16 protein-coding genes are annotated in these 25,751 nt (G+C 52.5%); 11 read left to right on the top strand and 5 right to left on the bottom strand.

The annotated features are described in order from the left end of the window. Positions 1-49 precede the first annotated feature (49 nt). Positions 50-520 carry a DUF2628 domain-containing protein gene (locus tag MKZ15_RS02530; protein WP_339819579.1) on the bottom strand — a complete coding sequence of 157 codons (471 nt, stop codon included), beginning with the start codon at positions 518-520 and terminating at the stop codon, positions 50-52. A 454-nt stretch (positions 521-974) separates the two neighbouring features. Between MKZ15_RS02530 and MKZ15_RS02535 the strand changes: the two genes are divergently transcribed. The 8 genes from MKZ15_RS02535 (at position 975) to pulA (ending at position 14,810) form a co-directional block, all read left to right on the top strand. Beyond that, positions 975-4,487: a DUF6359 domain-containing protein gene (locus tag MKZ15_RS02535; protein WP_339819582.1), complete on the top strand. Its 3,513-nt coding sequence runs from the start codon at positions 975-977 to the stop codon at positions 4,485-4,487. A gap of 178 nt (positions 4,488-4,665) precedes the next feature. Further along, entirely contained in the window at positions 4,666-5,658 is a 993-nt protein-coding gene (locus MKZ15_RS02540; protein ID WP_339819585.1) for a LacI family DNA-binding transcriptional regulator, read from the top strand. 33 nt (positions 5,659-5,691) lie between these two features. Next, on the top strand, positions 5,692-7,419 hold the full coding sequence (locus tag MKZ15_RS02545; RefSeq protein ID WP_339819588.1) for a glycoside hydrolase family 13 protein: 1,728 nt from the start codon (positions 5,692-5,694) through the stop codon (positions 7,417-7,419). A gap of 12 nt (positions 7,420-7,431) precedes the next feature. Continuing rightward, positions 7,432-8,718 (top strand): extracellular solute-binding protein, encoded by a 1,287-nt coding sequence (locus tag MKZ15_RS02550; protein WP_339819591.1) that lies wholly within the window; start codon positions 7,432-7,434, stop codon positions 8,716-8,718. A gap of 64 nt (positions 8,719-8,782) precedes the next feature. Further along, on the top strand, positions 8,783-9,652 hold the full coding sequence (locus tag MKZ15_RS02555) for a sugar ABC transporter permease (protein ID WP_155607492.1): 870 nt from the start codon (positions 8,783-8,785) through the stop codon (positions 9,650-9,652). A 12-nt stretch (positions 9,653-9,664) separates the two neighbouring features. Then, entirely contained in the window at positions 9,665-10,489 is an 825-nt protein-coding gene (locus MKZ15_RS02560; RefSeq protein WP_155607491.1) for a carbohydrate ABC transporter permease, read from the top strand. A gap of 175 nt (positions 10,490-10,664) precedes the next feature. Continuing rightward, complete coding sequence (locus MKZ15_RS02565; RefSeq protein WP_339819593.1) at positions 10,665-12,779, top strand: amylo-alpha-1,6-glucosidase; 2,115 nt, start codon at positions 10,665-10,667, stop codon at positions 12,777-12,779. 6 nt (positions 12,780-12,785) lie between these two features. Then, positions 12,786-14,810: a type I pullulanase gene (gene pulA / locus MKZ15_RS02570; RefSeq protein ID WP_339819596.1), complete on the top strand. Its 2,025-nt coding sequence runs from the start codon at positions 12,786-12,788 to the stop codon at positions 14,808-14,810. A 416-nt stretch (positions 14,811-15,226) separates the two neighbouring features. Here pulA and MKZ15_RS02575 read toward each other — a convergent pair whose 3' ends face one another. From MKZ15_RS02575 to MKZ15_RS02590, 4 genes are all read right to left on the bottom strand, one after another. Further along, the gene (locus MKZ15_RS02575; RefSeq protein WP_339819598.1) at positions 15,227-17,551 is read right to left on the bottom strand and encodes a glycoside hydrolase family 65 protein; all 2,325 of its coding nucleotides are present in this window, start codon (positions 17,549-17,551) and stop codon (positions 15,227-15,229) included. A gap of 135 nt (positions 17,552-17,686) precedes the next feature. Further along, positions 17,687-18,346, bottom strand: coding sequence for a beta-phosphoglucomutase (pgmB, locus tag MKZ15_RS02580; protein ID WP_155607489.1), 660 nt, complete (start codon positions 18,344-18,346; stop codon positions 17,687-17,689). A gap of 108 nt (positions 18,347-18,454) precedes the next feature. Further along, positions 18,455-19,492: a LacI family DNA-binding transcriptional regulator gene (locus MKZ15_RS02585; protein WP_155607488.1), complete on the bottom strand. Its 1,038-nt coding sequence runs from the start codon at positions 19,490-19,492 to the stop codon at positions 18,455-18,457. 262 nt (positions 19,493-19,754) lie between these two features. Continuing rightward, positions 19,755-21,497: an alpha-glycosidase gene (locus MKZ15_RS02590; RefSeq protein WP_193416738.1), complete on the bottom strand. Its 1,743-nt coding sequence runs from the start codon at positions 21,495-21,497 to the stop codon at positions 19,755-19,757. A 615-nt stretch (positions 21,498-22,112) separates the two neighbouring features. Here MKZ15_RS02590 and MKZ15_RS02595 point away from each other — a divergent pair. From MKZ15_RS02595 to MKZ15_RS02605, 3 genes are all read left to right on the top strand, one after another. Continuing rightward, positions 22,113-23,432 (top strand): maltose ABC transporter substrate-binding protein, encoded by a 1,320-nt coding sequence (locus MKZ15_RS02595; protein ID WP_193416737.1) that lies wholly within the window; start codon positions 22,113-22,115, stop codon positions 23,430-23,432. A gap of 89 nt (positions 23,433-23,521) precedes the next feature. Next, complete coding sequence (locus MKZ15_RS02600; protein ID WP_155607478.1) at positions 23,522-24,823, top strand: sugar ABC transporter permease; 1,302 nt, start codon at positions 23,522-23,524, stop codon at positions 24,821-24,823. Beyond that, positions 24,820-25,665 carry a sugar ABC transporter permease gene (locus MKZ15_RS02605; RefSeq protein WP_155607477.1) on the top strand — a complete coding sequence of 282 codons (846 nt, stop codon included), beginning with the start codon at positions 24,820-24,822 and terminating at the stop codon, positions 25,663-25,665. The genes MKZ15_RS02600 and MKZ15_RS02605 overlap by 4 nt, the downstream gene beginning before the upstream one ends. The last annotated feature ends 86 nt before the right edge of the window (positions 25,666-25,751 follow it).

A 25,751-nucleotide genomic window follows, 5' to 3' on the forward strand; every position in this document is an offset into this window, starting at 1 on the left:
GAACTGAGGTGGTGCTGTGCTGTTTTTCCTTGCGAGCGGGGACTCACGCCTATTCCTGCAGTTGTTCGATTTCAGTTTGGACTTGTTTATAGTAATGGAGGTAAGTGAACGCTCCGAATACGAGGGCGACTAATAACGGGAGAACTGCCAGTGCGATTGGAATGTACAGGCTGGTTTCCCCGGCTAATACGATTTTCTCTTCACGGGTGACAGGATCCGAAGGATACCGTTGATAAAGTACGTTGATTTTACGTTTGGCCTGGCTTAGATAAAGTCGATTCGCGGTAATAGCCAAACCGATTTTGATAGCTAAATATACGGTAAGCACGGTCACCACCATTCCGCCCGAAAAGGTGCTTCCTGAATTCGAAAAAAGCAGAGGTCCGGCAATGTTCATCGCAAGCGAGCTTGCAACCAGATATAGAAGTAAATATAAATACATTCCACGGTATAACAGCCAATATCCACCGAATAGAAAAGCCGGCCAATTCCAGCGGTTATCTTCCCGCCATTTCTGCAAGTAGGATTCTGCTCGGCGCCCCACAAAGCTTCTCAGATCCTCTTCCGAGACTCCGAATTCGGTCGTGTTTCGTCCTTGTTGAGGATTTAACGGGGGGAAGAGTTGGGTGAGCAGGATATCCTTCCTTTCACTGCTCGGCTTCGCCGGGGAACCGCAACTAGCGCAAAAACGATCTTCTTCATGTAGGACATTCCCACAGTTGGTGCAGTACATAGACAGCCTCCGTCCAGATGAATTCGTAGATGGTTTTCGTATAGTTCGGAAGAACTATACCTGAGATTGTTTATCGGAGGATCAAGGCATGGGGTTTAGACCTGTATGTCTTTTAGCTCAAAATGTCCAGAATCGGCGATTTTACATTATTTTTACAACAAGGAAATAATCTGCAATTTTATAATAAATATGATGAGAGGGTAGTCCAATTAATAGGCGAATAGGGAGGAATCGATGACTTATGGGTAAGGGCAACGCGAAAGCTAGGCGCAACAGATGGCTGAGTCTCTTATTGGCCGGTGCGATAATCGTAACCGGTCTGCCGGGATGGGCACCGCAGGCGGCAGCGCAGTCTGCCGATCCGTCAATAGCGGCGGAAGTAAGTGAAAGAACCGTTGACGACGGTGCGGGGCTGCCGCTTGCTTCGGAAGTACAAGTGCCGGGCAGCGAGTTGCCGTCCGATCTATCGGATGGAGGTGTTCCGCAGACCGAGGCGGTTTCGGAAGCTGGCACAGCACCGGACAGCGTTGCTGCAGCGATCGCGAAAGGGAATAGCGGCGAAGCTGCCGAAGTGGCCGGTATTATCGTCGGTCATGCGACAGGTTCACTCACCGCGGATTTCGACGCTCCCTTCGGCAACGACTTCAACTTTCTCATTGCTGATACGGCTGGGGAGCGAGACAAAGCCAAGCTCATCGATGTTCAGGTCCCTTCCGGCTTAAGAGCGGAGTTCGGCCTGCAAAGCCATCCGGATTTGATCGGGAAATCGGTGGTCGTATCGGGATCTCTTGCGGCATACAACAATTTTCCAGGGTTAAAAAGCGTAACAACAATTTCATTATCACAGGCTCAACCGGAAGATCCTGGTGAAGACCCTGGCGAGGATCCCGGCCAAGGAACAGATCCGGGTGAAACTCCGGAGTTACCGGACGGTACCGGCAAGAAGGTACTGTTTGACAATGCTCACGGCCAAACCTCCGGCGCTGCGGACTGGGTTATCGACGGCGGGTTCTCGGATTTTGCGGAGGGACTGCGGGCGACTGGCTTTACGGTAGAATCGCTGGATCGGCCGATACCGTACAATTTCGGGGAAACAACGATCACCTATGAGGCTTTGCAACCTTACGATGTCTTCATTATTCCCGAAGCGAACGTACCCTTTAAAGCAGTTGAACAAGCGGCGTTGGTACAATACGTGGAAAATGGCGGAGCCGTTTTCTTCATCTCGGACCATTATAATGCCGACCGAAACAAGAACCGCTGGGACGCTTCAGAGGTGTTTAACGGCTATCGCCGTGGAGCTTATGAAAATCCAGCCAAGGGGATGACGGCCGAAGAAGCAAACTCGCCTGCGATGCAGGGATTGAATAGCTCCGACTGGTTGGCCAATAACTTTGGCGTTCGTTTCCGTTATAACGCTCTTGGCGACGTCAATGCAGCCGATATCGTCACCCCGTCGCAATCGTTTGGCATCACGGCCGGCGTAGAAGCCGTCGCCATGCATGCGGGGTCAACCGTGGCGATTCTTGATCCACAGAAAGCCAAGGGGCTTGTCTACGTCCCGACCGGCGTTCCGGCTTGGGGGAATGCGGTTGACGAAGGAGTCTATGACGGAGGCGGCCGGGCGGAAGGTCCTTATGCTGCCATCGCCAAGCTAGGCCTCGGCAAAGCGGCCTTTATCGGCGATTCGTCGCCGGTAGAAGATGCAACGCCGAAATACGTGCGGGAAGAGAATGGCCAAAAGAAAACGACGTATGACGGATTCAAGGAAGTCGACGACGGCTTGTTCCTGGTGCAAACCGTAAAATGGCTGGCGTACGACGAGAACTACACCTCCTTTGGGGAGGTACCGGGATTAACGCTGGACGTGCCGACGGTGGTGGGTGCTGACGAGGAACCCGCCGCCACAACGGAACCGCAGCCGGAACCTTGGTCGCAGCCGGCCGCCGGATACAAATGGTATGATCCGGCGACCTTTAAACCGGGATCTTACGGCTCGTCGCAAGCGCCAGAAACGGAGCCGGTGTTTGCTTTCGTACATCAAACGCAGCTGCCAAGCCAGCAGGAGTTCCAACTCCGTGTAACGGCGGACGGCTTGACACCGGGGCAGACGGAGTCCGATTTGCGCGTGGGCATTTACTTAGCGGGAGGAGAACAAATTGCCCGGTTCAAGAATGCCGACGGCAGCTGGTCGGATTACAACTACAGTCCGGCGTTTTCTTTGACGGGTAACGCCCAAGGGCATGCATCCAAAGACTTGACCGTACAGCTGAAACCGGGGGTGACGGCCGCAAGCGCCAATTTGCGTTTGAAGCAAGGCAGTGCGAACGAGATCACGAAGCAAATCGAAATTGCTAACGTGGATGCCGAGCCGTTGCCAGGCGATCATCCGCCGGTGCCGGAGCTGAGCACGATAGCTGCAATTCGCGGGGCAGCGGAAGGGACGGTCGTTACAGCGCAGGGGGTGATTACCTCCGAACCTGGTGTGTTTGGCGGTCAGGGTTTTTATTTACAGGACGAGACGGCTGGGGTTTATGTCTTTCAAACGGCAGCGGGTTACCATGCCGGAGATCTGGTCCGAATCAGCGCAACCCGAACGTTGTACAACGGTGAAGTGGAGCTGGAGAATCCGGTGCTGATCGAAAAGTTAGGCACGGCCCCGCTGCCACAGCCGCTAGTCCAGGAGGCGGTGACGGAAGCCAATCAAGGGCAATTCATCACCTTAACGAACGTGGAGGTGCGTGACGTTGTTGCTGCCGCGCCAACCGGTTCCTTTGAATTCAACGCCGTCCAGGAAGACGGGAGTTCGACGCGGGTACGCTTCGACGGGAGAACCGGTGCGGCGATGGATGCTTTTACGGCGTTGTACCCTGCAGGCACGCGTGTGGATATCAGCGGAATCGCTTCGGTGTTCCGGGGAACGTACCAACTGAAGCCGCTCGCCTTGGACCACGTTGTGCCTAGCGCGGTGGAAGCGGATCTAACCGCTCCGGTGACGGAAAGCAATATTACGGGGATAGAAGGCGCGGATGTATATAACCAAACGGAAGTCACCGTGGCTTTTTACGCGGAGGATGATGGAGGCAGCGGATTGGACCGGACTGAGTTCCGGGTGAATGGCGGGGAGTGGACTTCCTATGCCGATCCGCTGGTACTGACGGCCGACGGCAAGTATACCATCGAATACCGCTCCATGGATAAGGCGGGGAACCAGGAAGCCTCCAAGTCGCTGTATATCAATGTAGATCGCCTGGCGCCCGAAGTGACGTTCGGGGGAGACAGTCAAGTCCTGCAGGTTGCTTCGAGCGTTCCATTCACCATTGCCGTCCATGACGCGGTCAGCGGCTCGAAATCTACGGCCTACCGGCTTGACGGTCGCAGCATCTCGGGGATCGCGGAAATCGTTCCGTTCTCCCTGGCCGTCGGCACGCACAAGCTGGCGGTTCAAGCAACGGATGCGGCGGGACATACCGCTACGGTGGAGTTTGCGTTCAAGGTTACGATCGACATTGCCCATCTGGACGAACTGGTGGATTTGGGCAAGGAGCACGGCTATTTCAAATCTAAAGGCACGGCCACTAGCCTGCTAGCTCAAATCACCTCTCTGCAAAAAGCGAAAACTTCGCTGGAGCGCGACATTAAACTGAAAGCGCTGAAGTTGACCATTAACGTCCAAAGCGGCCTGACCATTAAGGAAAGCTTCGCCAAGCTGCTGCTGAAGGATTTGGAGGTTATCGGAGGGGAGGCGGCGTAATCTTCGCTGCCATGGTTTATGAAAAAGTCGCTCAGGAGCACACTCCTGGGCGACTTTTTTTGCCCTGCCATAGGTCCACTCCGGAAGGGAACGGTACGAAAAAACCAGGCTTGCCAAGAATGAAAGCGTTTTGTATAATAAGTTATGCAACCGGTTGCAGGTTAAGGAGAGATCAATCGTGTCTAAGATAACTATTCAGGAAATTGCAATTTTGGCGGGTGTAAATAAGGCGACCGTATCGCGGGTGATTAACGGGAATCGGAACATTTCCGAGAAAACCCGGAAGAAGGTCGAAGACATCATGAAGCAGTATAACTATGTCCCCAATTCCATCGCGCGCGGATTGGCGACGAACAAGACGTTAACGGTCGGCTTTTGTTTTGACTACACCAATAAACAGGCCTATGCCAACCCGTTTTTTTACAAAGTCCTTCAGGGAATTGAAGAGGTTGTATACGATCGTGATCACATGTTCCTAATGATGAGCGATCATGACGGGAAAAGCGACAGATCCACGTTTGAGCGCGTGGTGGTTGAGCACCGGGTTGACGGCGTCATTATTCCCAATACATTGCTCAATGAGCGGAATTATGAACTGCTTGCCAAACATAATATGCCTTTTGTGGTGTCCGGAGAAAACACGCTGCCTCAAGTGGACGTACCTTGGGTGGATATCGACAACGTTCAGGCCGGCCGGGTCTTGACCGAGCATCTGTTGAATTTAGGCTGCCGCAGCATCATGATTTATGCCGGCGGGTCAGCCGCTCTGCGGGACAAATTCCTGGCCGATCGCCTGACCGGTTATCGGGAAGCGATGCGGCAACATCATCTGGAAGCTCAGGTGATTGAGCATGTCGATCTTTTAAAATCGTTTCATGATCCTCAGGAATATGCATCTGAAGGGCAACGGCCCGATGCTTTGATCTGCTGCACGCACGAACAGCTTTTTGAGATATTGGACTGGGAGAACGGTAATCCTCTATTAGCGGAGCTTGCTTTGGCTACATTCGATAGCTTCCCGATGTCCAAATACCTGAAATACCCGGTGCATTTCGTGGAAATCGATCTGGAAATGATGGGAAAGCAGGCGGCCCAAATGTTATTTTCGTTGATGAATAAAGAACCGGGAGTTCCGCCATCCATATCGATTCGGACGCAAATCGGAAAATGATTGAACAAACTAAACATAAGAGGTAATAAGTTGATGACCCAATATCTGTATCACGAACCGGTAGTGGATGCTACCCTAATTTCTCTTAACGAGCTGGAAGTTCGCCTGAAGCTTCCTGCCGAGGCTGCTCAGGTGACGTTAAACTACTGGAATAAATATAAACCGGAGTACGGCATCCGAAAGCAAACGATGACGTTATGGGCGGAATCGGGAGAATTCAAGTATTATCGCACGATATTGACGGGTATGGAATCTCGCATTCGGTACCTTCAATATAAATTCGAGTTTGTAGAAAAGGGGGAATCCTATTGGCTGGGTGCCGAGGGATTGCAAAAGTCCGAGGGAACCAAAGGTAGCTATTCCTTCGCTTATGCGGGAGATCGCGATGTGGTGAGTTCTCCGGTATGGATCAAGGAACGGGTTTGGTATCAGATCTTCCCTGAACGGTTCTGTAATGGGGATCCCGGAAATGACCCGGACTCTACGGAACCCTGGGGGAGCGTGCCGACCCGGGACAATTACATGGGAGGTGATCTGCGAGGCATCATTCAACAATTGGATTATTTGAGTGGTTTGGGCATTAACGCGCTGTATCTGAATCCTATATTTGCGGCCACGTCGAATCATAAATACGACACGGTGGATTACTTTCAAATCGATCCGCAATTCGGGACGGTGCATGACCTGCAAGAGCTTGTCCGAAAATGCCATGAGCGCGATATCAAGGTGATCCTCGATCTTGTTATCAATCATTGCGGATTCTATCATCCCTATTTTCAGGATGTCGTGCAAAAAGGGGAGGATTCGGTTTACAAAGACTGGTTCTATATTAACCAATACCCGATCCAACGGAGCGAGGACGGTTATGACTCAGTCGGTTATTATCAATGGATGCCTAAGCTGCGGACATCGAATCCCGATGTTCAGCGATACGTATACGATATCGTTTCCTTTTGGCAGAAGGAGACGGAGATCGACGGCTGGAGAATCGATGTCGCAGATGAGGTGGAGATCAGCTTCTTGCGGGAGCTGAAATCCTATGTCAAGAAATTAAATCCTAACGCTATCATTATTGCAGAAATTTGGGACGATGCCAAGCGCCTAATGGCGTCCGGTGGCGTCGACAGCGTGATGAACTATGAGCTGAGAACGGCCTTGTTCGACTATTGCCTGGATCGCTCCCTGACGCTTGCCGAGTTCCACTCCAGACTTGTGAACTTACTGCATCGTTATTCCTTAGCAGAACTAGATCAGATGTTTAACTTGCTGGGAAGCCACGACACGGAGCGAATTTTGACTCGCTGCGGGAACGACGAAAGCAAATTGCGGCAGCTACTGGCATTTCAATTCTTCTTGCCGGGCAATCCTACCGTTTATTACGGGGACGAACTGGGAAATACCGGGGAGAATGATCCGGGATGCCGAGGAAGTATGCCATGGCATCTCGTCCCGGTGGAAACACCGTTGTTTAGGGAGTTCCGCAGCTGGATTCGTCGTAAAACGACGGACCCGGTGTTGCAGCACGGGCTCACGGAACTCAGATACCGGGAAGGTTCGGAGTGTTACGTCATTCGGCGTTACGCTGAATCTGGGGAAGCGGTGCTGCTGATCAATTTTTCGCCAGAAACGTTGGAGTTGGACGCCGTGTTGAAGCGGTTTGATTTGAACGTCGAGTATTTCATTCATAATTCGGATGATACCGGGCGCTTGCCGGCGACGATTGGCCCCGGAGAAACGATGGTATTCCAAAAACGGGATTAAGGAGATCGACCTATGATAAATAAATGGAGTAAACTATTGCCAATTTTGCTTGCCGTGATCCTGGTCTTAGCAGGCTGCGGATCCAAGGACAAGCAAGGGGCTGCTAACAGCGCAGGTTCGGGAGATACAAAGCCCGACAAGGAAGTCACTTTAACGTTCTGGCATCATTATAGTACCGCATCACCGGAAGAGAAGACGCTGAAAGAGGTGCTCATCCCGAAATTTGAGGAGGAAAATCCCGGGATTAAGGTCAAGCCTGTTGCCTTCACGTGGGAGGACCTGCATAAGAAATTGCAAATCAGCGGCAGTGCCGGCGAATTGCCGGACGTAGCCCGGTTGGATATCATCTGGGTTCCGGAGTTCCAGAAGAGCGGATTGCTGCAGCAGCTTGATGCATTCGAAGATTTTGCCGAGGTTTCCGGCGGCCTGCTGGAAGGACCTCTTTCGACAGCTAAAGTAGGCGACCATTATTACGGACTTCCCTTAAATACGAATACCAAGGTCTTGTTCTGGAATAAGGAGATGCTGACGCAAAGCGGAGTAGAACAAGCGCCGGAAACCACGGAACAGTTCTTTGAGGCCTTGGGCAAAATTAATAGCAAGTATGAAAAAAGCTGGGGGTTCGGCGAACCGGCCCTTCAAGGCTGGAATATCCTGCCGTGGATTTGGAGCAATGGGGGCGACGTGCTCTCGCCGGACTTCACGACGGCTGACGGCTACTTGAACAGCCCGGCTACGGTTGACATTATCACGAAACTCAAAACTGCTTTCGCAGCCGGACAAATTTCCGGGTTCAAGCCGGGAGATGTTGCAGTTACGGAAGGACATGCGAGCGGAAGCTACGCCATGATGGCGGAAGGCCCGTGGGCAGTTGCCCAATTCCAGTCGCAGTTCCCTGATTTCGACGTGGAAATGTCTTCCTTTCCAAAAGGGTCAACGGGATCTATTCAGGTACTGGGCGGAGAAGATATCGGGATCTTTAGTAAAGACAAGCAAGAGGAATCCTGGAAATTCGTGAAGTTCATGGTATCGGAAGCGGCACAGGTCGAAATGGGCAAAATCGGCCAAATTCCAGTCAATCTCGCTTCGATGGAGAATGCTGATGTAAAGGCGATCGATTATTATCCGCCGTTTCTTGAACAGCTGAAGACGGCAAAGGCGCGCCCTCCGGTGAGCGCTTGGCCGCAAATCGACGGTGTCATCAACGATGCAATGAGCAAAATTTTCATGACGGATGCGGATGTGAAGACGGAGCTGGATGCGGCTGCAAGTGCCATCAATGCTTTGTTAAAGGATTAGTCAATTCTCGGGAGGGCGTCTTCCGCAAGGGAGGCGCTCCCTTCAACGAAGGAGTCAACACGACATGCGCAAAAAACACGGAGCAGCTGGATACTTGTTCTTCTTGCCCGGATTTCTATTTTTTGCCCTATTTATTCTCTACCCGTTGATCCGGAATTTGATCTACAGTTTTTATGATTTTCGGCTCACGAACATTCATCAACTTGATTTTGTTGGATTGGACAATTACAAGCATGTGTTCGGGGATGAAGTTTTCTGGATTTCGATCCGGAATATTTTCATCTACGGAATCATTTCCGTACCCGGCCAAATGATATTGGGGTTTCTGGTGGCTTACGCGCTTTACCAGAACCGTCCCGGGACTAAAACATTTCGGGTGCTTTACTTTTTGCCGGTCATTACGTCTTGGGTTGTCGCCTCGTTAATTTTTAAGTATGTATTTGCTGATCAGGGCTTTTTGAATTATGCGATTACGGATATGCTTCACCTTACGGACCGTACGATCAGTTGGCTAAGCGAACCGGGAAAAGCCATGATCGTGATCGGGGCACTGGGCATCTGGAAAGGGGTCGGCTGGGCGATGGTCATCTACATGGCCGCACTGCAGGGAGTACCCAAAGATCAATATGAGGCGGCCTCCTTAGACGGCTGCAACGCTTGGAACCAAATCCGTTATATTACGCTGCCGTCGATTCGAAATACGACGTTTTTTATTCAAATGATGTTGATCATCGGCGCGTTTAATGTGTTTACATCCGTTTATCTCATTACCAATGGCGGGCCGCTGCACCAGACCGAAGTGATGTTGACGAGAATGTACCAAAAGGCGTTCTCCGAATACGATTTGGGCTACGCATCGGCGTTATCCTACGTGTTTGCGGTCATCATTGCCGGATTAACGTATGTACAGTTCCGTCTGAAGAAACAGGAATAGGGGGCGAACCATATGCGCTCGCTGAAAACATTTTGCGTCTACGTCTTGCTCGTTGCGGGCGGAGTAATCTCCATTTACCCGTTAGTGTATATGCTTTTGACCGCGCTCAAACCCATGACTCTGCTATTCGAATTTCCACCCCGGTTTTTGCCTTCGGAAATGACCTGGTCCAACTTCAGGGAGGCTTGGGGAAGCCAAAATTTCGCTCTGTATTTGTTGAACAGCGTTGGGGTGACGTTGGCTAGCTTCGCGCTCATTTTTCTGCTGTCTTCCATGTTGGCCTTTGCCTACTCGCGTTTTGACTTTAAGGGAAAAGGTCTGAGCTTTGCGATCATCATGGGCGGCTTGGTAATCCCGAGTTTGACGCTGCTGATCCCCCAATTCGTCCTGATTCGTCAGCTCGGCTTGTTCGATTCGCGGTGGGGACTCATCGTCGTATACGCTGCCGGCGCGATACCGTTTACCACCTTCCTGCTTAAGGGCTTCTTCGACTCGATTTCCCGCGACATCGATGAATCGGTCGAGATGGAAGGAGGAGGCGCCTGGACGTTGTTCGCTTCGATCATCTTGCCTCTCTCCAAGCCGGCATTTGTTCCGGCCACCATCTTTAACGCACTGACGGTGTGGGAGGAATTCCCTTGGGCGCTGACCATCATCAATGATCCGCTAAAACGGACATTGCCGATCGCGTTGGCAAATTTTCAAGGGCAATATACGACGCAATGGGGCATCGTGTTCGCAGGTTCACTGATCGCCGTGCTCCCGATTATTTTGCTGTTTCTGCTGCTCCAGCGATACTTTATCGCCGGGATTACGGCCGGGGCGGTGAAGGGGTAGACTATGTCAGCCAAGCTCGATTCACCTGATTGTGCAAACGATTGACCTAACCTTAAAAGCGGTGATATAATCCTGCCAATAGAGGAAAGTAAACGTTTACTAGCCTAAGTGTGGGCAACGTTGGTTTGGAGCAGTTGTTCGCTTCGCTGGAAAGCGGAAGGAGAGAGCTTGGCATATGGAGAACGAGTTCATGCAAGGAGCAATCGAGGAAGGCGGTGCCTTCGTCAAGGAGTTGGCAAACGATCGGGCCTACGTCCTGGGACGCAACGCCTGGAGGACAATCGAGGAAGGGAACGAGCGGGAGTGGCTGATCGGTAATGGCATCGGCGGATATGCCAATCATTCTGTACCGGGCGGCGGTTACCGGATGTCGCATGGTTATTTGGTGGCTTCGGCGAAAGCGCCGGTGAACCGGATGCTGGTGTTTACGCGTTCGCAGGAGCAGGTGGACATCGGTGACCGCAGCTATGACCTGACTTCCCAACAATACATCAACTGGCAAAAAAACGGACAACGCCATCTGCGCCGCTTCAAACTGGATACTGTGCCGGAATACGATTACCAGGTCGAAGACGTGCGTATCGTCAAAACGATCGCACTGGAGTACGGCCATAATACGGTCGCAGTTTGTTATGACATCACCGGGGGCAAGGAGCCGGCGCGAATCAAGCTGGTTCCGCTGTTTAATTACCGTTCGCCCGGGGATGTGTCCGAGAAAGGAAGTTTACGCTTCGAGAAGCAGCTGAGAGGTCGGTTGTTGCAGCTTATTCCCGAACGGGATCCGGCGGTGACGATCTCTTTCCTGGCTTCGGAAGGGGAGTTTCTGGATCGTTCCACGCTGCCCGTAACGATGGCGACACCGAATTATGTCATCGAAGAAGGGCATTATTACCCCTTCGAGAACCGGAACGGTTTTCTGGGCATCGACAATCACTATACACCGTATGAAATTCAGGTGACCGTTGAGCCATATGAGCGTAAGAGAGTGTATCTCAAATGCTCCACTGAACCATTGGCCCTGGACGGAAAGGATGGCTTTACGATCGTGCGGGAATACCGCGAACGGATGGAGCAGCTCGTACAGACGGCCGGTTACAGCGATCGGCTGGCTAACCGCCTAGTGGAGGCAGCGGATCATTTTATCGTGGATCGGGAGTCTACCGGGTTGAAGACGGTTCTGGCAGGGTACCCCTGGTTCACCGATTGGGGCCGGGATACGATGATTGCGTTTCAAGGGGTAGCGCTGGCGACCAAACGATTCGCGGAAGCCCGCGAGATTTTGGAGTCTTTTGCCCATTACGTGCGGCGCGGGCTCATCCCCAACATGTTCCCCGACGACGGTCAGGAGCCGCTCTACAACACGGTTGACGCCTCCTTATGGTATGTTCACTCCGTCTATGAATATTTGAAACATACCGGTGGGGAAGATGATTACAGGTTCATTCACGACAAAATCTATCCGAAGCTGAAGGAAATCATCGCTGCTTACCGGGACGGCACGGACTTTTCCATTGGAATGGATGAGGATGGGCTGATTCATGCCGGCGGGGGCCTCGATCAGGTCACCTGGATGGACGTGCGAGTTGGCGAATGGGTGGTTACGCCGCGGCACGGCAAACCGGTGGAGATTAATGCGCTGTGGTACAACGCATTGCGGATCATGGCACATTTAGCGGAACGTTTTGAGGATAAGCTGCCATATGATGAATTAGCACAGAAAGTGCAGGAATCGTTCTGCCGCCGGTTCTGGAACGAGGCGGATCAATGCCTTTACGATGTAGTGGACGTGCCGCAAGACGGCGGCGGCTTGGAAGATGACCCCTCGATTCGGCCCAACCAGATATGGGCGGTATCGCTGCCGTTTACGATGCTGCCTCCGGAACAGGAGAAGGCGGTTGTGGGAACGGTGTATCAGCATTTGTACACGCCGTATGGACTTCGGTCATTGTCCAACCGGGACCCACGGTTCCAGCCTCGCTATATCGGCAAGCTGATCGATCGGGACGGCGCCTATCATATGGGAACGACGTGGGCGTTTCCGCTTGGCGGGTTCATCACGTCTTATTGCAAAGTGAATGGCTACAGCCGGGAAGCCGTACGGACGGCGAAGGAGATGTGCAGCGTGTTTGAGGATCATATGCATGACGGCGGACTTGGCGGCATTGCCGAGATTTTTGACGGGGAGTTTGCCTGCACCGGGCGCGGTTGCTTTACGCAGGCTTGGAGCGTAGGCGAAATCCTTCGCGCTTATACGGAAGACGTGCTGCCGAATTTGACGGGATGGGAGTGATGAACGATGTCGGTACAAAAAGAATACCAAGGCACCATCGATTACGGAGATTTGGCGGTCACCGAGGGAATCTCGGTGTTTGACGCCGAGTTTGATGAGAAGTTTGACTATGATGGGGATGATCTGGGGGCGGTTTATTCGCCGGAGCAAACCCGGTTTCGCTTATGGGCGCCAACGGCGTCAGAGGCGAAGGTTGTTTTATACGACAGGTGGGACGGCAAGCCGGTGAATGAGCTGCCGATGCAGCGGGATGTACAAGGGACATGGACTCTTACGGTAGCGGAAGATTGCCGGGGATTATTATATACGTATCGCGTCAAGGTTGGGAAGCAATGGAATGAGGCGGCGGACCCTTACGCAAGAGCAGTGGGCGTGAACGGGGAGAAAGCGGCGATCCTCCATTTGCGGAGCACCGACCCGCAAGGATGGGAGCAAGATGTGAAGCCGCCGTTCGAATCGCCGGTGGATGCCGTGATTTATGAGCTGCACCTTCGCGATCTGTCGGTTCACCCTAGCAGCGGCATCCGCGAGAAGAGCAAGTTCCTGGGCCTGGCTGAGGAAGGAACTCGGGGGCCGGACGGGATTCCGACGGGCCTCGACCACATCGCCGGGCTGGGCGTGACGCATGTGCAGCTGCTGCCGATTTTCGATTACTCCCGAGAGAGCGTGGATGAAAGCCGTCTGGATGAGCCCCATTACAACTGGGGGTACGATCCGCAGAACTATAATGTGCCGGAAGGCTCCTTCGCCACAGATCCTTATCTTCCGGATGTCCGCATCGCCGAGCTGAAACACCTCATCCAGACGCTGCATGCTCGCGGGCTCCGGGTAATCATGGACGTGGTTTACAACCACGTATATGATGGGTACCTGATTCATTTTACTAAGCTGGTGCCGGGGTATTATTTGCGGTACAAGGCGGACCGGACGTTCTCGGACGGGGCGTTTTGCGGGAATGAGTGCGCCTCGGAACGGCCGATGATGACGAAATATATCGTTGATTCGATCCTGCATTGGGTACGCGAATACCATGTTGACGGGTTCCGCTTCGATCTGATGGGACTTATCGATATCGAGACGATGAATGAAATTCGCCGTCAACTGGACGAGATCGATCCTTCGATCCTGACGATCGGCGAAGGTTGGATGATGGAGACGGTGCTTCCCAAAGAGCGCCGGGCCAACCAGGATAACGCCGGGAAGGTACCGGGCATCGGCATGTTTAATGATGGGCTGCGGGATGCGGTGAAGGGGGATATTTTCATCTTTGACCGCAAAGGATTCATCAGCGCCGGCGAAGGCTTCGAGGACGGGGTGAAGCGCGGCGTAGCCGGGGGCATTGACTATGACGGGGCGGAGCTTCGGCAATTTGCCGTTGAACCGATTCAGTCGGTCAACTACGTGGAATGCCATGATAACCACACGTTATGGGACAAAATCGAGCTGTCCACGCCGGGCGCCTCGGACGACGAACGCCGGGCGATGCACCGGCTTGCCTCGGCGATCGTGTTGACGAGCCAGGGCGTCCCGTTCCTCCACGCCGGTCAGGAATTCCTGCGCTCGAAAGGCGGCGTGGAGAACAGCTACAAATCGCCGATCGAGATCAACTGGCTCGATTGGGAACGCTGCGCTGCGCATCAGGACGACGTCTCCTATATGCGCAGCCTGATCGCTTTGCGCCGGGCGCATCCCGCGTTCCGCCTGCGGACGGCGGACGAGATCCGCGCGCACTTGCGCTTTGAAGCAGCGCCGCCCCATGCGGTGGCGTATACGCTGCGCGACCACGCCGGTGGCGACCCGGACCGCCACCTGTACGTGCTCTACAACGCGAACCCCGGCGCGTTGTCGCTGGAGCTGCCCGCCCTCGGACCGTGGGAGGTCCGGTTCGGCGGCGAGCATGTGCTCGCGCTGCAAGCGGGCGCGAGCGGTAGCTCTGCAGCGGCTGCGGGCGCTGCAGCGGGGTTGCCTCCAGCCGGGGCACGGCTGGAGGTTCGCGGGGTCGGCGTCGTGGTACTCGCCGTCCCGCGGTAACCGCGCAAGGGCCAGGGGCGGGAGCCCCGCGGCCCTTGGGTTAGCGCCGCGGCGCAGCCCGGCGCTGGGGGGCTGGCCTGCGTCCGGCCCAGGTGGCTCGGCCGCTACAGGCATCGCCACGCTGCCGCGGCCCCAACAAATAAGGGTAAAAAATTCCCTTATTTCTGCGAAAGGGCCTCTTTTGAACAAAATAGCGGTATTTTATGGCCTTATTTCTCCAGAGGAGCCCCAAAATGGGCGGTTTTGCCCCTGTCGGACAGAAATAAGGCCATTTTTTACCGTTAATTGTTCATCGCAACTCCAATCACCAGAAATAAGGCCATTTTTTACCGCTATTTCACTCGGGGCCGCCCCCGCCCCCGCCTCACACAAAAAACAACCCCCACGGCCAAGCCGATGGGGGCTGTTACAATCGTTTAGCTTAGCGCCGAAGGCTCCAGACGCTGCGCTTGCACTTGGCTTTTCGCCGCGACCGTGTAGCTTTGGTCGTAGATGCGGATCGCCGCCGGTGCATCCGACTCGTTCGTAACGATGATGTTGTCTTCGGTTGCATTTACTTGCAACAGGGATCCGCGGAACATCACCTTGAACGAGAATGAGGTCCAGTGGGACGGGATGAACGGACGCAGCACCAGCTCGCCGTCGTTCACGCGCAGGCCGCCGAAGCCTTGCACGATCGCCATCCACGTGCCGGCCATACTGGTCGTATGGCAGCCGTCTTCCGTGTCGTTATTGTAATTGTCGAGGTCCAGGCGCGCGGTGCGCAGGTACATCTCGTACGCCTTCTCCTGATATCCAAGCTCGCAGGCGAGGATCGAATGCACGCAAGGGGAGAGGGAGGACTCGTGGACGGTCATCGGCTCGTAGAAGTCGAAGTTGCGTTTCTTCGTGTCCAGGTCATAACGGTCGCCGAGGAAGAACAAGCCCTGCAGCACGTCAGCCTGCTTAATGAAGCACGAACGCAGGATCCGGTCCCAAGACCAGTTCTGGTTGATCGGCAGATGCTTCGGATCCAGATCCTTCACAGCGATCAGCTCTTTGTCGAGGAAGCCGTCCTGTTGCAGGAATACGCCGCGCTCTTCATCGTATGGGTAATACATGTTGTCGATGATGTGCTGCCATTGCTTCGTTTCCGTTTCTTCCAGGCCCAGCTTTTCGACCAGTGCATGATAGTGTGCGGAATCCTGTGCTTTGACCTCGCCCAGCGCTTCCAGCGTGTATTCCATCGTCCAGACCGCGATCCGGTTCGTATACCAGTTGTTGTTGACGTTGTTCTCGTATTCGTTAGGTCCGGTTACGCCGAGCATCACGTATTTGCCCTTCGCCTGCGAGAAGTTCACGCGTTGCTCCCAGAAGCGGGAGATTTCCACGAGCACCTCGAGGCCATATTCGCCCAGGTAGGATTTATCGCCTGTATAATTTACGTAGTTAAAAATCGCGTAAGCGATCGCCCCGTTCCGATGGATTTCTTCGAACGTGATTTCCCACTCGTTGTGGCATTCCTCGCCGTTCATCGTGACCATCGGGTAAAGCGCACCTTTGGTAAAGCCCAGCTTGCGAGCGTTCTCCTTGGCTTTCTCCAAGTGTTTATAGCGGTAGATCAGCAAATTGCGGGCGATGTCGGACTCGGCCGTGCTGAGGTAGAACGGCAGGCAATACGCTTCCGTATCCCAGTAGGTGCTGCCGCCGTATTTTTCCCCGGTGAAGCCCTTCGGTCCGATGTTCAGACGGTCGTCCTCGCCGCTGTAGGTTTGGTTCAATTGGAAAATATTAAAGCGGATCGCCTGTTGCGCCGATACGTCGCCGTCGATGATGATGTCGCTCATTTCCCATTTCTTTGCCCAGGCTTCGGCTTGCTCGCGTTTCAGCGTATCGAACCCGGCTTGCTTCGCAGAGCGGAGCGCTTCCGTTCCAGCCTTCACCAGATCGCCCAATCCGTGATCGCGAGAGGTCACATTCGCTACATATTTGAACAACGTAACCGTTTCGTTCGCAGAAGCGGTTACGGCTACTTCGGCGGAGACGAATTTCTCCTGTTCGTGGAACGCGGGAGTCGGCTCCAGGCGTTTCCCGCCTTGCTCCACATCAAACGACATGATCGATGTCACGTGGAAGTCGAGTTTCTTCGTTTTCACGGTCAAGTAGGAGAGGTCGGCACCGGCGGATTTCTCCACCTCCAGCCAGAATTTCTCCTCATAGTTGGAGTCCTTGTTCTTCACATCCCCATCGAGATAAGGCGCAAAACGAAGCTCACCACTGAAATTAAACGGCGTCACGGCATAACGGATCGCCCCGATTTCATGGCGTACGATGCTGACGAAACGCACGGATTCCACTGCCAGTTCTTTGCCGTCCTTCATGACAGCGGTAAAACGGCGGGAGAGAGTACCTTCCTTCATGTTGAGCTCGCGGACGAAATCCTTGACCTGACACTCGGCCAAATCCAGCGCCACGCCGTCCACGAACACGCCGATGCCGATCCAGTTGGTGCTGTTGAGCACTTTGGCGAAGTATTCGGGATAGCCGTTTTTCCACCAGCCCACTCGCGTTTTGTCCGGATAATACACGCCGGCCATATAGCTGCCTTGCAGGGAAGGACCGCTGTATTGCTCCTCGAAGTTTGCACGCTGGCCCATATATCCGTTGCCAATGCTGAAAATGCTTTCAGAAATTTCATGATTCGCCGGATCAAAGGATTCCTCCAGGATGGACCAAGGATCCACTTTTAAATACTGTTTCACTCTAACCGCTCCTTTAGTCTTTCTAATAGATTATTTATGCAAAAAAGAACGAGAGCTATTCGCCGTAAGAGACTCGCATTTTTTTGGCGAATGGCGAGTCACGTTGCTCGAAGTTGTACTATGGGCCTCTTATGCTTACTCGGCAGCCAGCTGCTGAAGCAGGGCAACCGAAACGTCGCCTAGCGAAGAGACTACTCGGTTGGCGTCGCCAAGCGTTGCCGGCGATCCGATGCCGATGCAGCGCATGCCGGCACGACGAGCAGCTTCGATTCCGGCTTCCGCATCTTCAAATACGACGCAAGCTTCCGGGGGAACGCCAAGTTCCGAGGCGCCGAGCAGGAATACCTCAGGGTCGGGTTTGGCGCTGGAAGTGCGAGTACCGTCGATAATCGCATCGAAGTACGGCGTCAGCCCGGTGTTTTGCAAAATGATCGGCGCGTTCTTGCTGGCCGACCCCAGTGCGGTCTTCAGCCCGTTTTCACGGCATTGCTGCAGGAACTCGAGCGCCCCCGGCAAAATTTCCGACGCATCCATCCGGGAAATGTATTCGACGTACCAGTTGTTTTTGCGTTCGGCCAGCTCCTGCTTCACGTTGTCTTCCAGCTGAAGGCCGCCAACACCAAGCAAAATGTCCAACGAAGCCATGCGGCTTACGCCCTTGAGCTTCTCATTATCCTGTTCCGTGAATTCAAAGCCAAGTTCCGCAGCTAGCCGTTTCCAGGCCAGAAAATGATACTTCGCGGTATCGACGAGCACGCCGTCGAGGTCAAACAAACAAGCTTGAATGGGATTCATAACCAACCTCCTGTAAGGTCATCGATTAGCGCAAACGTTTGAACAAAAGGTGAAAAATAAAGGAAGCTTCAGCTCCCATTTATTTTCACCAACAGGTCCATGCGTCCCTTAGGATTTCTTGGGGACCGAATACATGGACGAATCGCGGACGATCAGGCGGTGCGGAATGATCTGCCGCTTCGGATACACCTTGTCGCTGTTGTTTTGAATCGATTGAATCAACACCTGAGAAGCGGTGTAACCTAAGTTGTAAATGCCGATATCCATGCTGCTGAGCGGTGGCGTAGAAAGCTCCGACAGCGGGATATTGTTGAAGCTGACCAGGCACAAATCTTCAGGCACTTTGAATTTCAGTTCATGCAAGCCGCGAAGCACGCCAAAGGCTACAACATCGTCAATCATGACCAGAGCCGTCGGACGGTCTGGAAGATTCATGAAGAACGACATGGCCCGATAGCCGCTGTCCTGTAAAAACTCACCTTCGACAATCCATTCGGGCCGGCACTCCAAGCCTGAATCTTTGAGCGCATCCTGATAGCCCTTCAACCGGTCTTTGGAGACGACGAGCTCCGGCGGTCCGCTGACGAACCCGATTCGTTCATGTCCCAAGGCGATCAAATGTTTTGTGGCGTCGTATGACGCCTGGATATTATCATTATCCACCGTTAAAATATCAGGATATTCCTCGCTGCGTCCGATCAACACGAACGGGTGACCCCCCTCATGGAGGAAATCGATCACCGGATCGTTCTGCCGTGAATACAGCAAAATGACCCCGTCCACCCGGCGTCCGTTCAAAAGTCTGGAGACGCTTTCGAGTTCTTCCTTCTCATTGGCTCCGGAGCTGATGAGCACATCATAGCCTAGGCGGCTGGCCTGGGTTACGATGCCGCGGATCAGTTCCATGAAGAAGAAGTTCGAGAATAATTCCTCGGCGGACTTTGGCAGCATGATGCAAATACTGTTTGTCGTTTTGGAGACCAAACTCTTGGCCATGATGTTTGGATGGTAGCCAAGCTGGTCCATAATGAGCTTCACTTTGCGCGAGGTTTCCGCGCTGATTCTGGGGTGATTGGACAGCACCCGGGACACGGTAGAGGGCGATACTCCGGCCTTTTTGGCAACATCCTTAATGGTGACAGCCATAAAAAACCTCCTCTGTGGAACCGTTTGCTTTACACTGTAATATTAATCTAAAGAAAACGGAAAGTAAATAGAGAATCTGGGGATAAATCGCATACATCCGCCTTGTGATCAGGGTGTTTTCATCGAAATTAAACATCATTGGGAGTAAATAACTGTTCGGATTGCGCAAACGATTTACCCCAAAAAAACGACCGGCCATTTCCAGAAGGAATTAGGCCGGCCACAAAAAAGGTGAAGCTTGATTTAGCGTAGGAAGGATCGTTTACGCCAGAGTCAACACGGCATAACCGTAAGCCGGAAGCTTAACGGCGAGCTTGCCGTCGTTCGTGCCGTAGGTTTGACCGCTGAAGGCGTCGCGCCAAGCTTGCCCCGCCGCAGGAACCTCGAGGATCTGTCCGGCATCGTAGTTGTTCAACAGGACAAGCACTTTCTCCCCGTTCAATACGCGTTCATACGCGAGCTTCGAGCCTTCCTTCTCTGCGAGCAGGAATTTCAGGCTGCCGGTGCGCAGCGGAGCGAGCTGCTTGCGAACGGCGATCAGCTTCTGGTAGAACGCGAACAAGTCGCGATCCTGACGTTTCGGATCCCACTCCATGCACTTGCGGCAATCCGGATCCTGCCCGCCGTCAAGGCCAACTTCGTCCCCGTAATAAATGCAAGGCGTTCCGCTGTAAGTAAACTGGAACAGGGCCGCCAGCTTCATTTGGGCTTTGTTGTCTTTGCATAACGTCAACAGGCGAGGGGTATCGTGGCTATCGAGCAGATTAAATGCCACTTCACTTGCCTGAAGAGGGTATCGGGACAACTGCTTGCCGATCGCATTGGCGAAACCTTCGGCATCGAGCGTGCCGCGCACGACGAAATCAAGCACGGCTTCGGTGAACGGATAGTTCATCACGGCGTCGAATTGGTCCCCTTGCAGCCAGCCGGAGGATTCGTGCCAAATTTCGCCCAAGATGTAGGCGTCTGGGTTAGCAGTTTTTACCGTTTTGCGGAAATCGCGCCAGAAGGCATGATCCACTTCGTTAGCTACGTCCAGCCGCCAGCCGTCGATTCCGACTTCCTTAATCCAAAACTCGGCGACTTTCAACAAGTATTCTTTGACTTCCGGGTTTTCGGTATTCAATTTTGGCATTAGCGGTTCGAACGCAAACGTATCATAGGTTGGTACGCCGTCCTTCACTTGCAGAGGGTATTCGCGCACGTAAAACCAGTCTTTGTAGCGGGATTTTTCGCCCTTTTCCATCACGTCCACGAAGGGAGCAAACGTCTTACCGGAGTGGTTGAACACCGCGTCGAACAACACCTTGATGCCGCGTTCATGACAAGCCTGCACCAGCTTCTTGATCGTGGAGATGTCCCCGAAATGCGGATCGATCTTCATATAATCGGCTGTGTCGTACTTGTGGTTGGTTGTCGCTTCAAAGACCGGGGTGAAGTAGATTCCTGTAATGCCCAGTTCACTTAAGTGATCAAGGTGATCGATGACGCCTTGCAGATCTCCGCCAAAGAAGTTATCCCGTTCCGGCTTGCCGCCCCAAGGCAATGCCCCTTTCGGATCGTTGCTCGGGTCGCCGTTTGCAAAGCGTTCCGGGAAGATCTGATAGAAGATGGCATCCTTCACCCATGCAGGCGGCGTGAACACGTCGATCGGATTAATGAACGGGAACTCGAACAGCCGTTCAGGACCAGCCGGACGTTCCTTCGTAAATTCGCTTTCCGTCATCCAGATTTGCTCTTCGCCGGATTTCAGCAGGAAGCCGTATCTCGTCCGGCGCAGCGGCGGTTGATAAGCGCATTCCCAGTAGTCGAACATCTCGTCGCTGATCATGAGGGTCATCGGAATCAGCTCTTTGCTTTGATCCCACATGTATTTGTCTCCAACAAAAGCATAAACCTCGGTGAGATCGTTCTTCTTGGCCCGCAGGCGCAAATGGAGTGTTCTGTTGTCGTAAGCATAAGTCCAATTGAGTTTGGGACGATGATACACGGCCTCGAGTAACATAATAAATTCCTCCTAAATCGGTTTTTAGATCGCTTCGTCCGCCAGGCTCCGTCCCGGCTGTTTTGTGCATAAGCAAAAAAAGCACATCCAAGCCAAGTAACGGGCCGAGGATGTACCTTTCGATAACAGCGCCTTCAACTTATTGAACCGAGCGGCAAAGCTAGTATTGCTCTCATTGATCCGGATTATAACACTGTTCAAACCATTGCACAAGACAGAAGCACAAAGAGAGTTGTATTGAATGAAAGTATGGAAGTAATCGTAGACAAAAAGGACAAATACCGCTTGATACATAGGGGGAAAACGCGAAAACATGCCTCGAATGCTAGCGTATGGCAAGGTCGTGAATACATAAAAAATGCGAATATCGGAGAAAATAAAAGAGAGAAGGAGAAAAGAAATGATTTACCCCCAGTTTAGGACTGTGCAAACGTTTTTACAAGTAGCATGCCATGATGTATGATGTGTTACGTGGATAAAGCGCTTTCGGGCGGGAAATGCTAAACTATTGGAGATAGAAGTCGCAACGGCGAAATAGTTTCAAGCACTTTCTGAAAACGTTTGCGCAAAATTCTTGAAAAACGTCTATATAAACATTTAGGAGGGGTTATTGTAATGAAGTTCAAAAAAGCATTGACCTTGGTTGCGGCGCTGTCCTTGGTTATTTCCATCACAGCTTGCGGATCGAATAATAACGGTGGCAACAACGGAAGTGCGAATGCTCCGGCGAACCAAACCGAAAACACTGGAAATGCGGGAACTGACAATGCTTCCGCAGAGTCGATCGTTCCGGAAGACGGCGCGGAACTGGTCGTTTGGGAAAGTAAAGAAGAGAAAGTATTTACAGAAGAAATCGCCAAACAATTTACGGAGAAATACGGCGTAAACGTAAAAATCGAAGAAGTAGCTCCAACCGATCAAATCGGTAAATTGACGCAAGACGGACCATCCGGTCTCGCTGCCGACGTTCTGATCGTTCCTCACGATCACTTGGGCAACGCAGCAACCTCCGGTCTGATTTTGGCGAACGACGTGTTTGCCGAAGAAACGACGAAGAACAATACAGAAGCTTCGATCCAAGGCGCAACTTTCGACGGTACGCTCTATGGTTATCCGCGGGCAGCCGAAACGATGGCTCTGTATTACAATAAATCGATCCTTCCCGAAGCGCCAAAAGACTTCAGTGACGTTATCGAGTTTAGCAAAACGTTCACCGACAAGTCGAAGAATAAATACGGCATCATGTGGGAAGTTGGGAACATGTACTTTAACTATCCGTTTATTGCCAGCACGGGAGGCTACCTGTTCGGCGATAATGGCACAAACCCTGACGATATCGGCTTAACCACCGATGGAGCCATCGAAAGTATGAAAGTGTTCCAAAGCTTGAAAGAAATTCTCCCGATCAATAGCGGCGACATCAACCCGGACATTAAACGCAGCTTGTTTAACGAAGGCGACGTAGCAATGGACATCAACGGTCCTTGGGAATTGGCCGGCTACAAGGCAGCTCTCGGCGACAACCTGGGTCTGGCTCCTTATCCGTCCATTAACGGCAAAACGGCGATCACTTTCTCCGGGATTAAAATTTGGGTCGTGAACTCCTTTACGAAATACCCGAACGCAGCGAAATTGTTCGCGAACTTTGCTTCCACGAAAGACGCTCAATTGTTGCTGAACGAAAAAGTTGGCGCAGTACCTACGAACCTTGAAGCGCTGGAAACTGATCAAATCAAAAACGATCCTTACGTATCGGCGTTTGCTGAGCAAGCGAAGAACTCGCAGCCAATGCCTTCTATTCCGGAAATGGCTAACGTATGGGCTCCTGTAAATGCGGCACTGCCGGAGATTTGGAATAATAATGCCGATCCGAAAGAAGCTATGGAAAAGGCCGCAACGCAAATTAAGGATTTGAATAACGGAGCGGCTGAATAAGTAAACGACGTACGAGGGAAGCGATCTGCCCGCCGCTGTTAGCGGCGGGTCATTCCTTAATTTCCCGTAGGAGAGGAGAAGGAAGGGAAATGGACCGACACAAGAGAAACGCGACGATCCTGTCGATACTGTGCATGGGGCTCGGTCAGCTGTATAATCGGCAGATCATCAAAGGTTTGTTGATGATGCTGATTGAAGCGTTCGGGATCACTTATTTTATTCGTAATTTGGGCAATGCGGTTTGGGGTATGATTACGCTTGGCGAAGTGCCTAGAATGCTTGTCAAAGGAAAATGGGTGGATGGAGATCACTCTATTTTCATCATGATTCAGAGCTTGATTACCTTACTGTTCTTGGCGGTGTTCATTCTTGTATACGTCATGAACGTCAGAGACGCCCGCAAAATCGGGGAAGAGAGAGATAAAGGCAAGAAGTCAAATAACTTTAAGCAATCGGTTCGCTATGTGCTAGATTATAAATTCGCTGTTGCTTTTTTGAGTATCCCCGCTGTCGGGATTTTATTTTTTACCGTGATGCCGATCATCTTTATGATCTTGCTCGCGTTTACCAACTACTCGGCGCCGAAGCACATTCCGCCAGCCATGCTGGTTGATTGGGTCGGATTCGGAACGTTTAAGAATCTGGTGGCGCTAAAAACCTGGAGCCATACCTTTTACGGCGTCTTAACCTGGACGATTATCTGGGCGATTTTGTCGACGGTAACGACTTATTTCGGCGGGTTGCTTGTGGCCTTGCTTATCAATCAGAAGGGCATTCGCTTTAAGGGGCTATGGAGAACGATTTTAATTCTTCCTTACGCCATTCCGCAGCTGATTTCGCTGCTTGTCATGAGAAATATGTTTAATGGCCAGTTTGGTCCGATTAACCAATACCTCGGATATTTCGGGCTAGGCGGATTACCGTGGTTGACTGACCCGTTCTGGGCGAAGGTTACGGTCATCGTCGTCAATATGTGGGTCGGGATTCCGGTTTCCATGCTGCTGATCCTGGGCGTGTTGACCACGATTCCGAAGGATCTGTACGAAGCGGCCGAAGTGGACGGAGCTACCGGATATCAGAAGTTCAGAATCGTTACGCTTCCGATGATCCTGTTCACGACCGCACCGACGCTCATTACTCAATTTGCCGGTAATATCAACAACTTTAACGCCATCTTCCTGCTAACGGGCGGTGATCCGGTCAAAGGCGATTATCAATACGCCGGGGCTACCGACCTCCTGGTTACGTGGCTCTACAAACTGACCTTGAACCAAAACAAATACAACATGGCCTCTGCTATCGGGATCATTATTTTCATCATTATCGCTTCGTTCTCGATTTACAACTACCGCAGAACCAAGTCGTTTAAAGAGGAGGATATGATCCAATGAGCGGACGGAAAATACGAAACGCGATTCGGCTGGGTGCCAGTTACGTGATGCTGGTTATACTGTGCATTGCCGCCGTTTACCCGGTGCTATGGGTCGTCTTCGGTTCTTTGCGGCCAGGTAAATCGCTATATAGCAAAACGCTGATTCCGGAGAAGTTTACGTTTGATCACTATACCGAACTATTTACATCGAAAACGTATTTGTTTGGCACCTGGTACTTAAATACGTTGAAAATCGCTGTGTTCTCCATGCTCCTAGGCGTGCTGCTGACACTGCTCACCAGCTATGCGTTATCCCGGTTTCGGTTCCGTGGACGCAAAACGGCGCTATCCGGGATGCTTGTTCTGGGGATGTTCCCGGGCTTCATGAGCATGATCGCCATTTACTTGCTGCTCAGGGAGCTGCAGCTTCTCGATACGCATATAGCGCTGATTATCGTGTATGCGGCAGGGGCCCCGCTCGGTGGTACGTTTATCGCGAAGGGCTTTCTCGATACGATTCCGCGATCGCTTGATGAAGCAGCGCGGATTGACGGCGCCAGCAACTTCCTGATCTTCCGGCGCATCATCCTCCCGCTGTCCAAGCCGATGCTGACTTATATGGCGTTAACCCAGTTTGTCGGTCCATGGGTTGACTTTATCTTTGCTCGGCTCGTGCTGCGGACGAAGGAAAACTGGACGCTGGCGGTTGGCATGTGGGATATGGTCAGCAGTAACCAAAACAGTAACTTTACCTTGTTTGCCGCAGGGGCGGTTCTGATCGCACTGCCGATTACCATCCTGTTCATGTTCCTGCAGCGGTTGCTTGTTGACGGCTTAACATCAGGCGCTAGCAAAGGATAACGCAGCAAGAGAGAATAGACACCCGGGTATAGCCTCAGTCGAGCTGGGCTATACCCTTTTTTTGTATACATATATTGTAAAAGGGG

It is taken from the genome of Paenibacillus sp. FSL R7-0216 (assembly GCF_037969915.1).
Classification (GTDB): Bacteria; Bacillota; Bacilli; order Paenibacillales; family Paenibacillaceae; genus Fontibacillus; species Fontibacillus rhizolycopersici.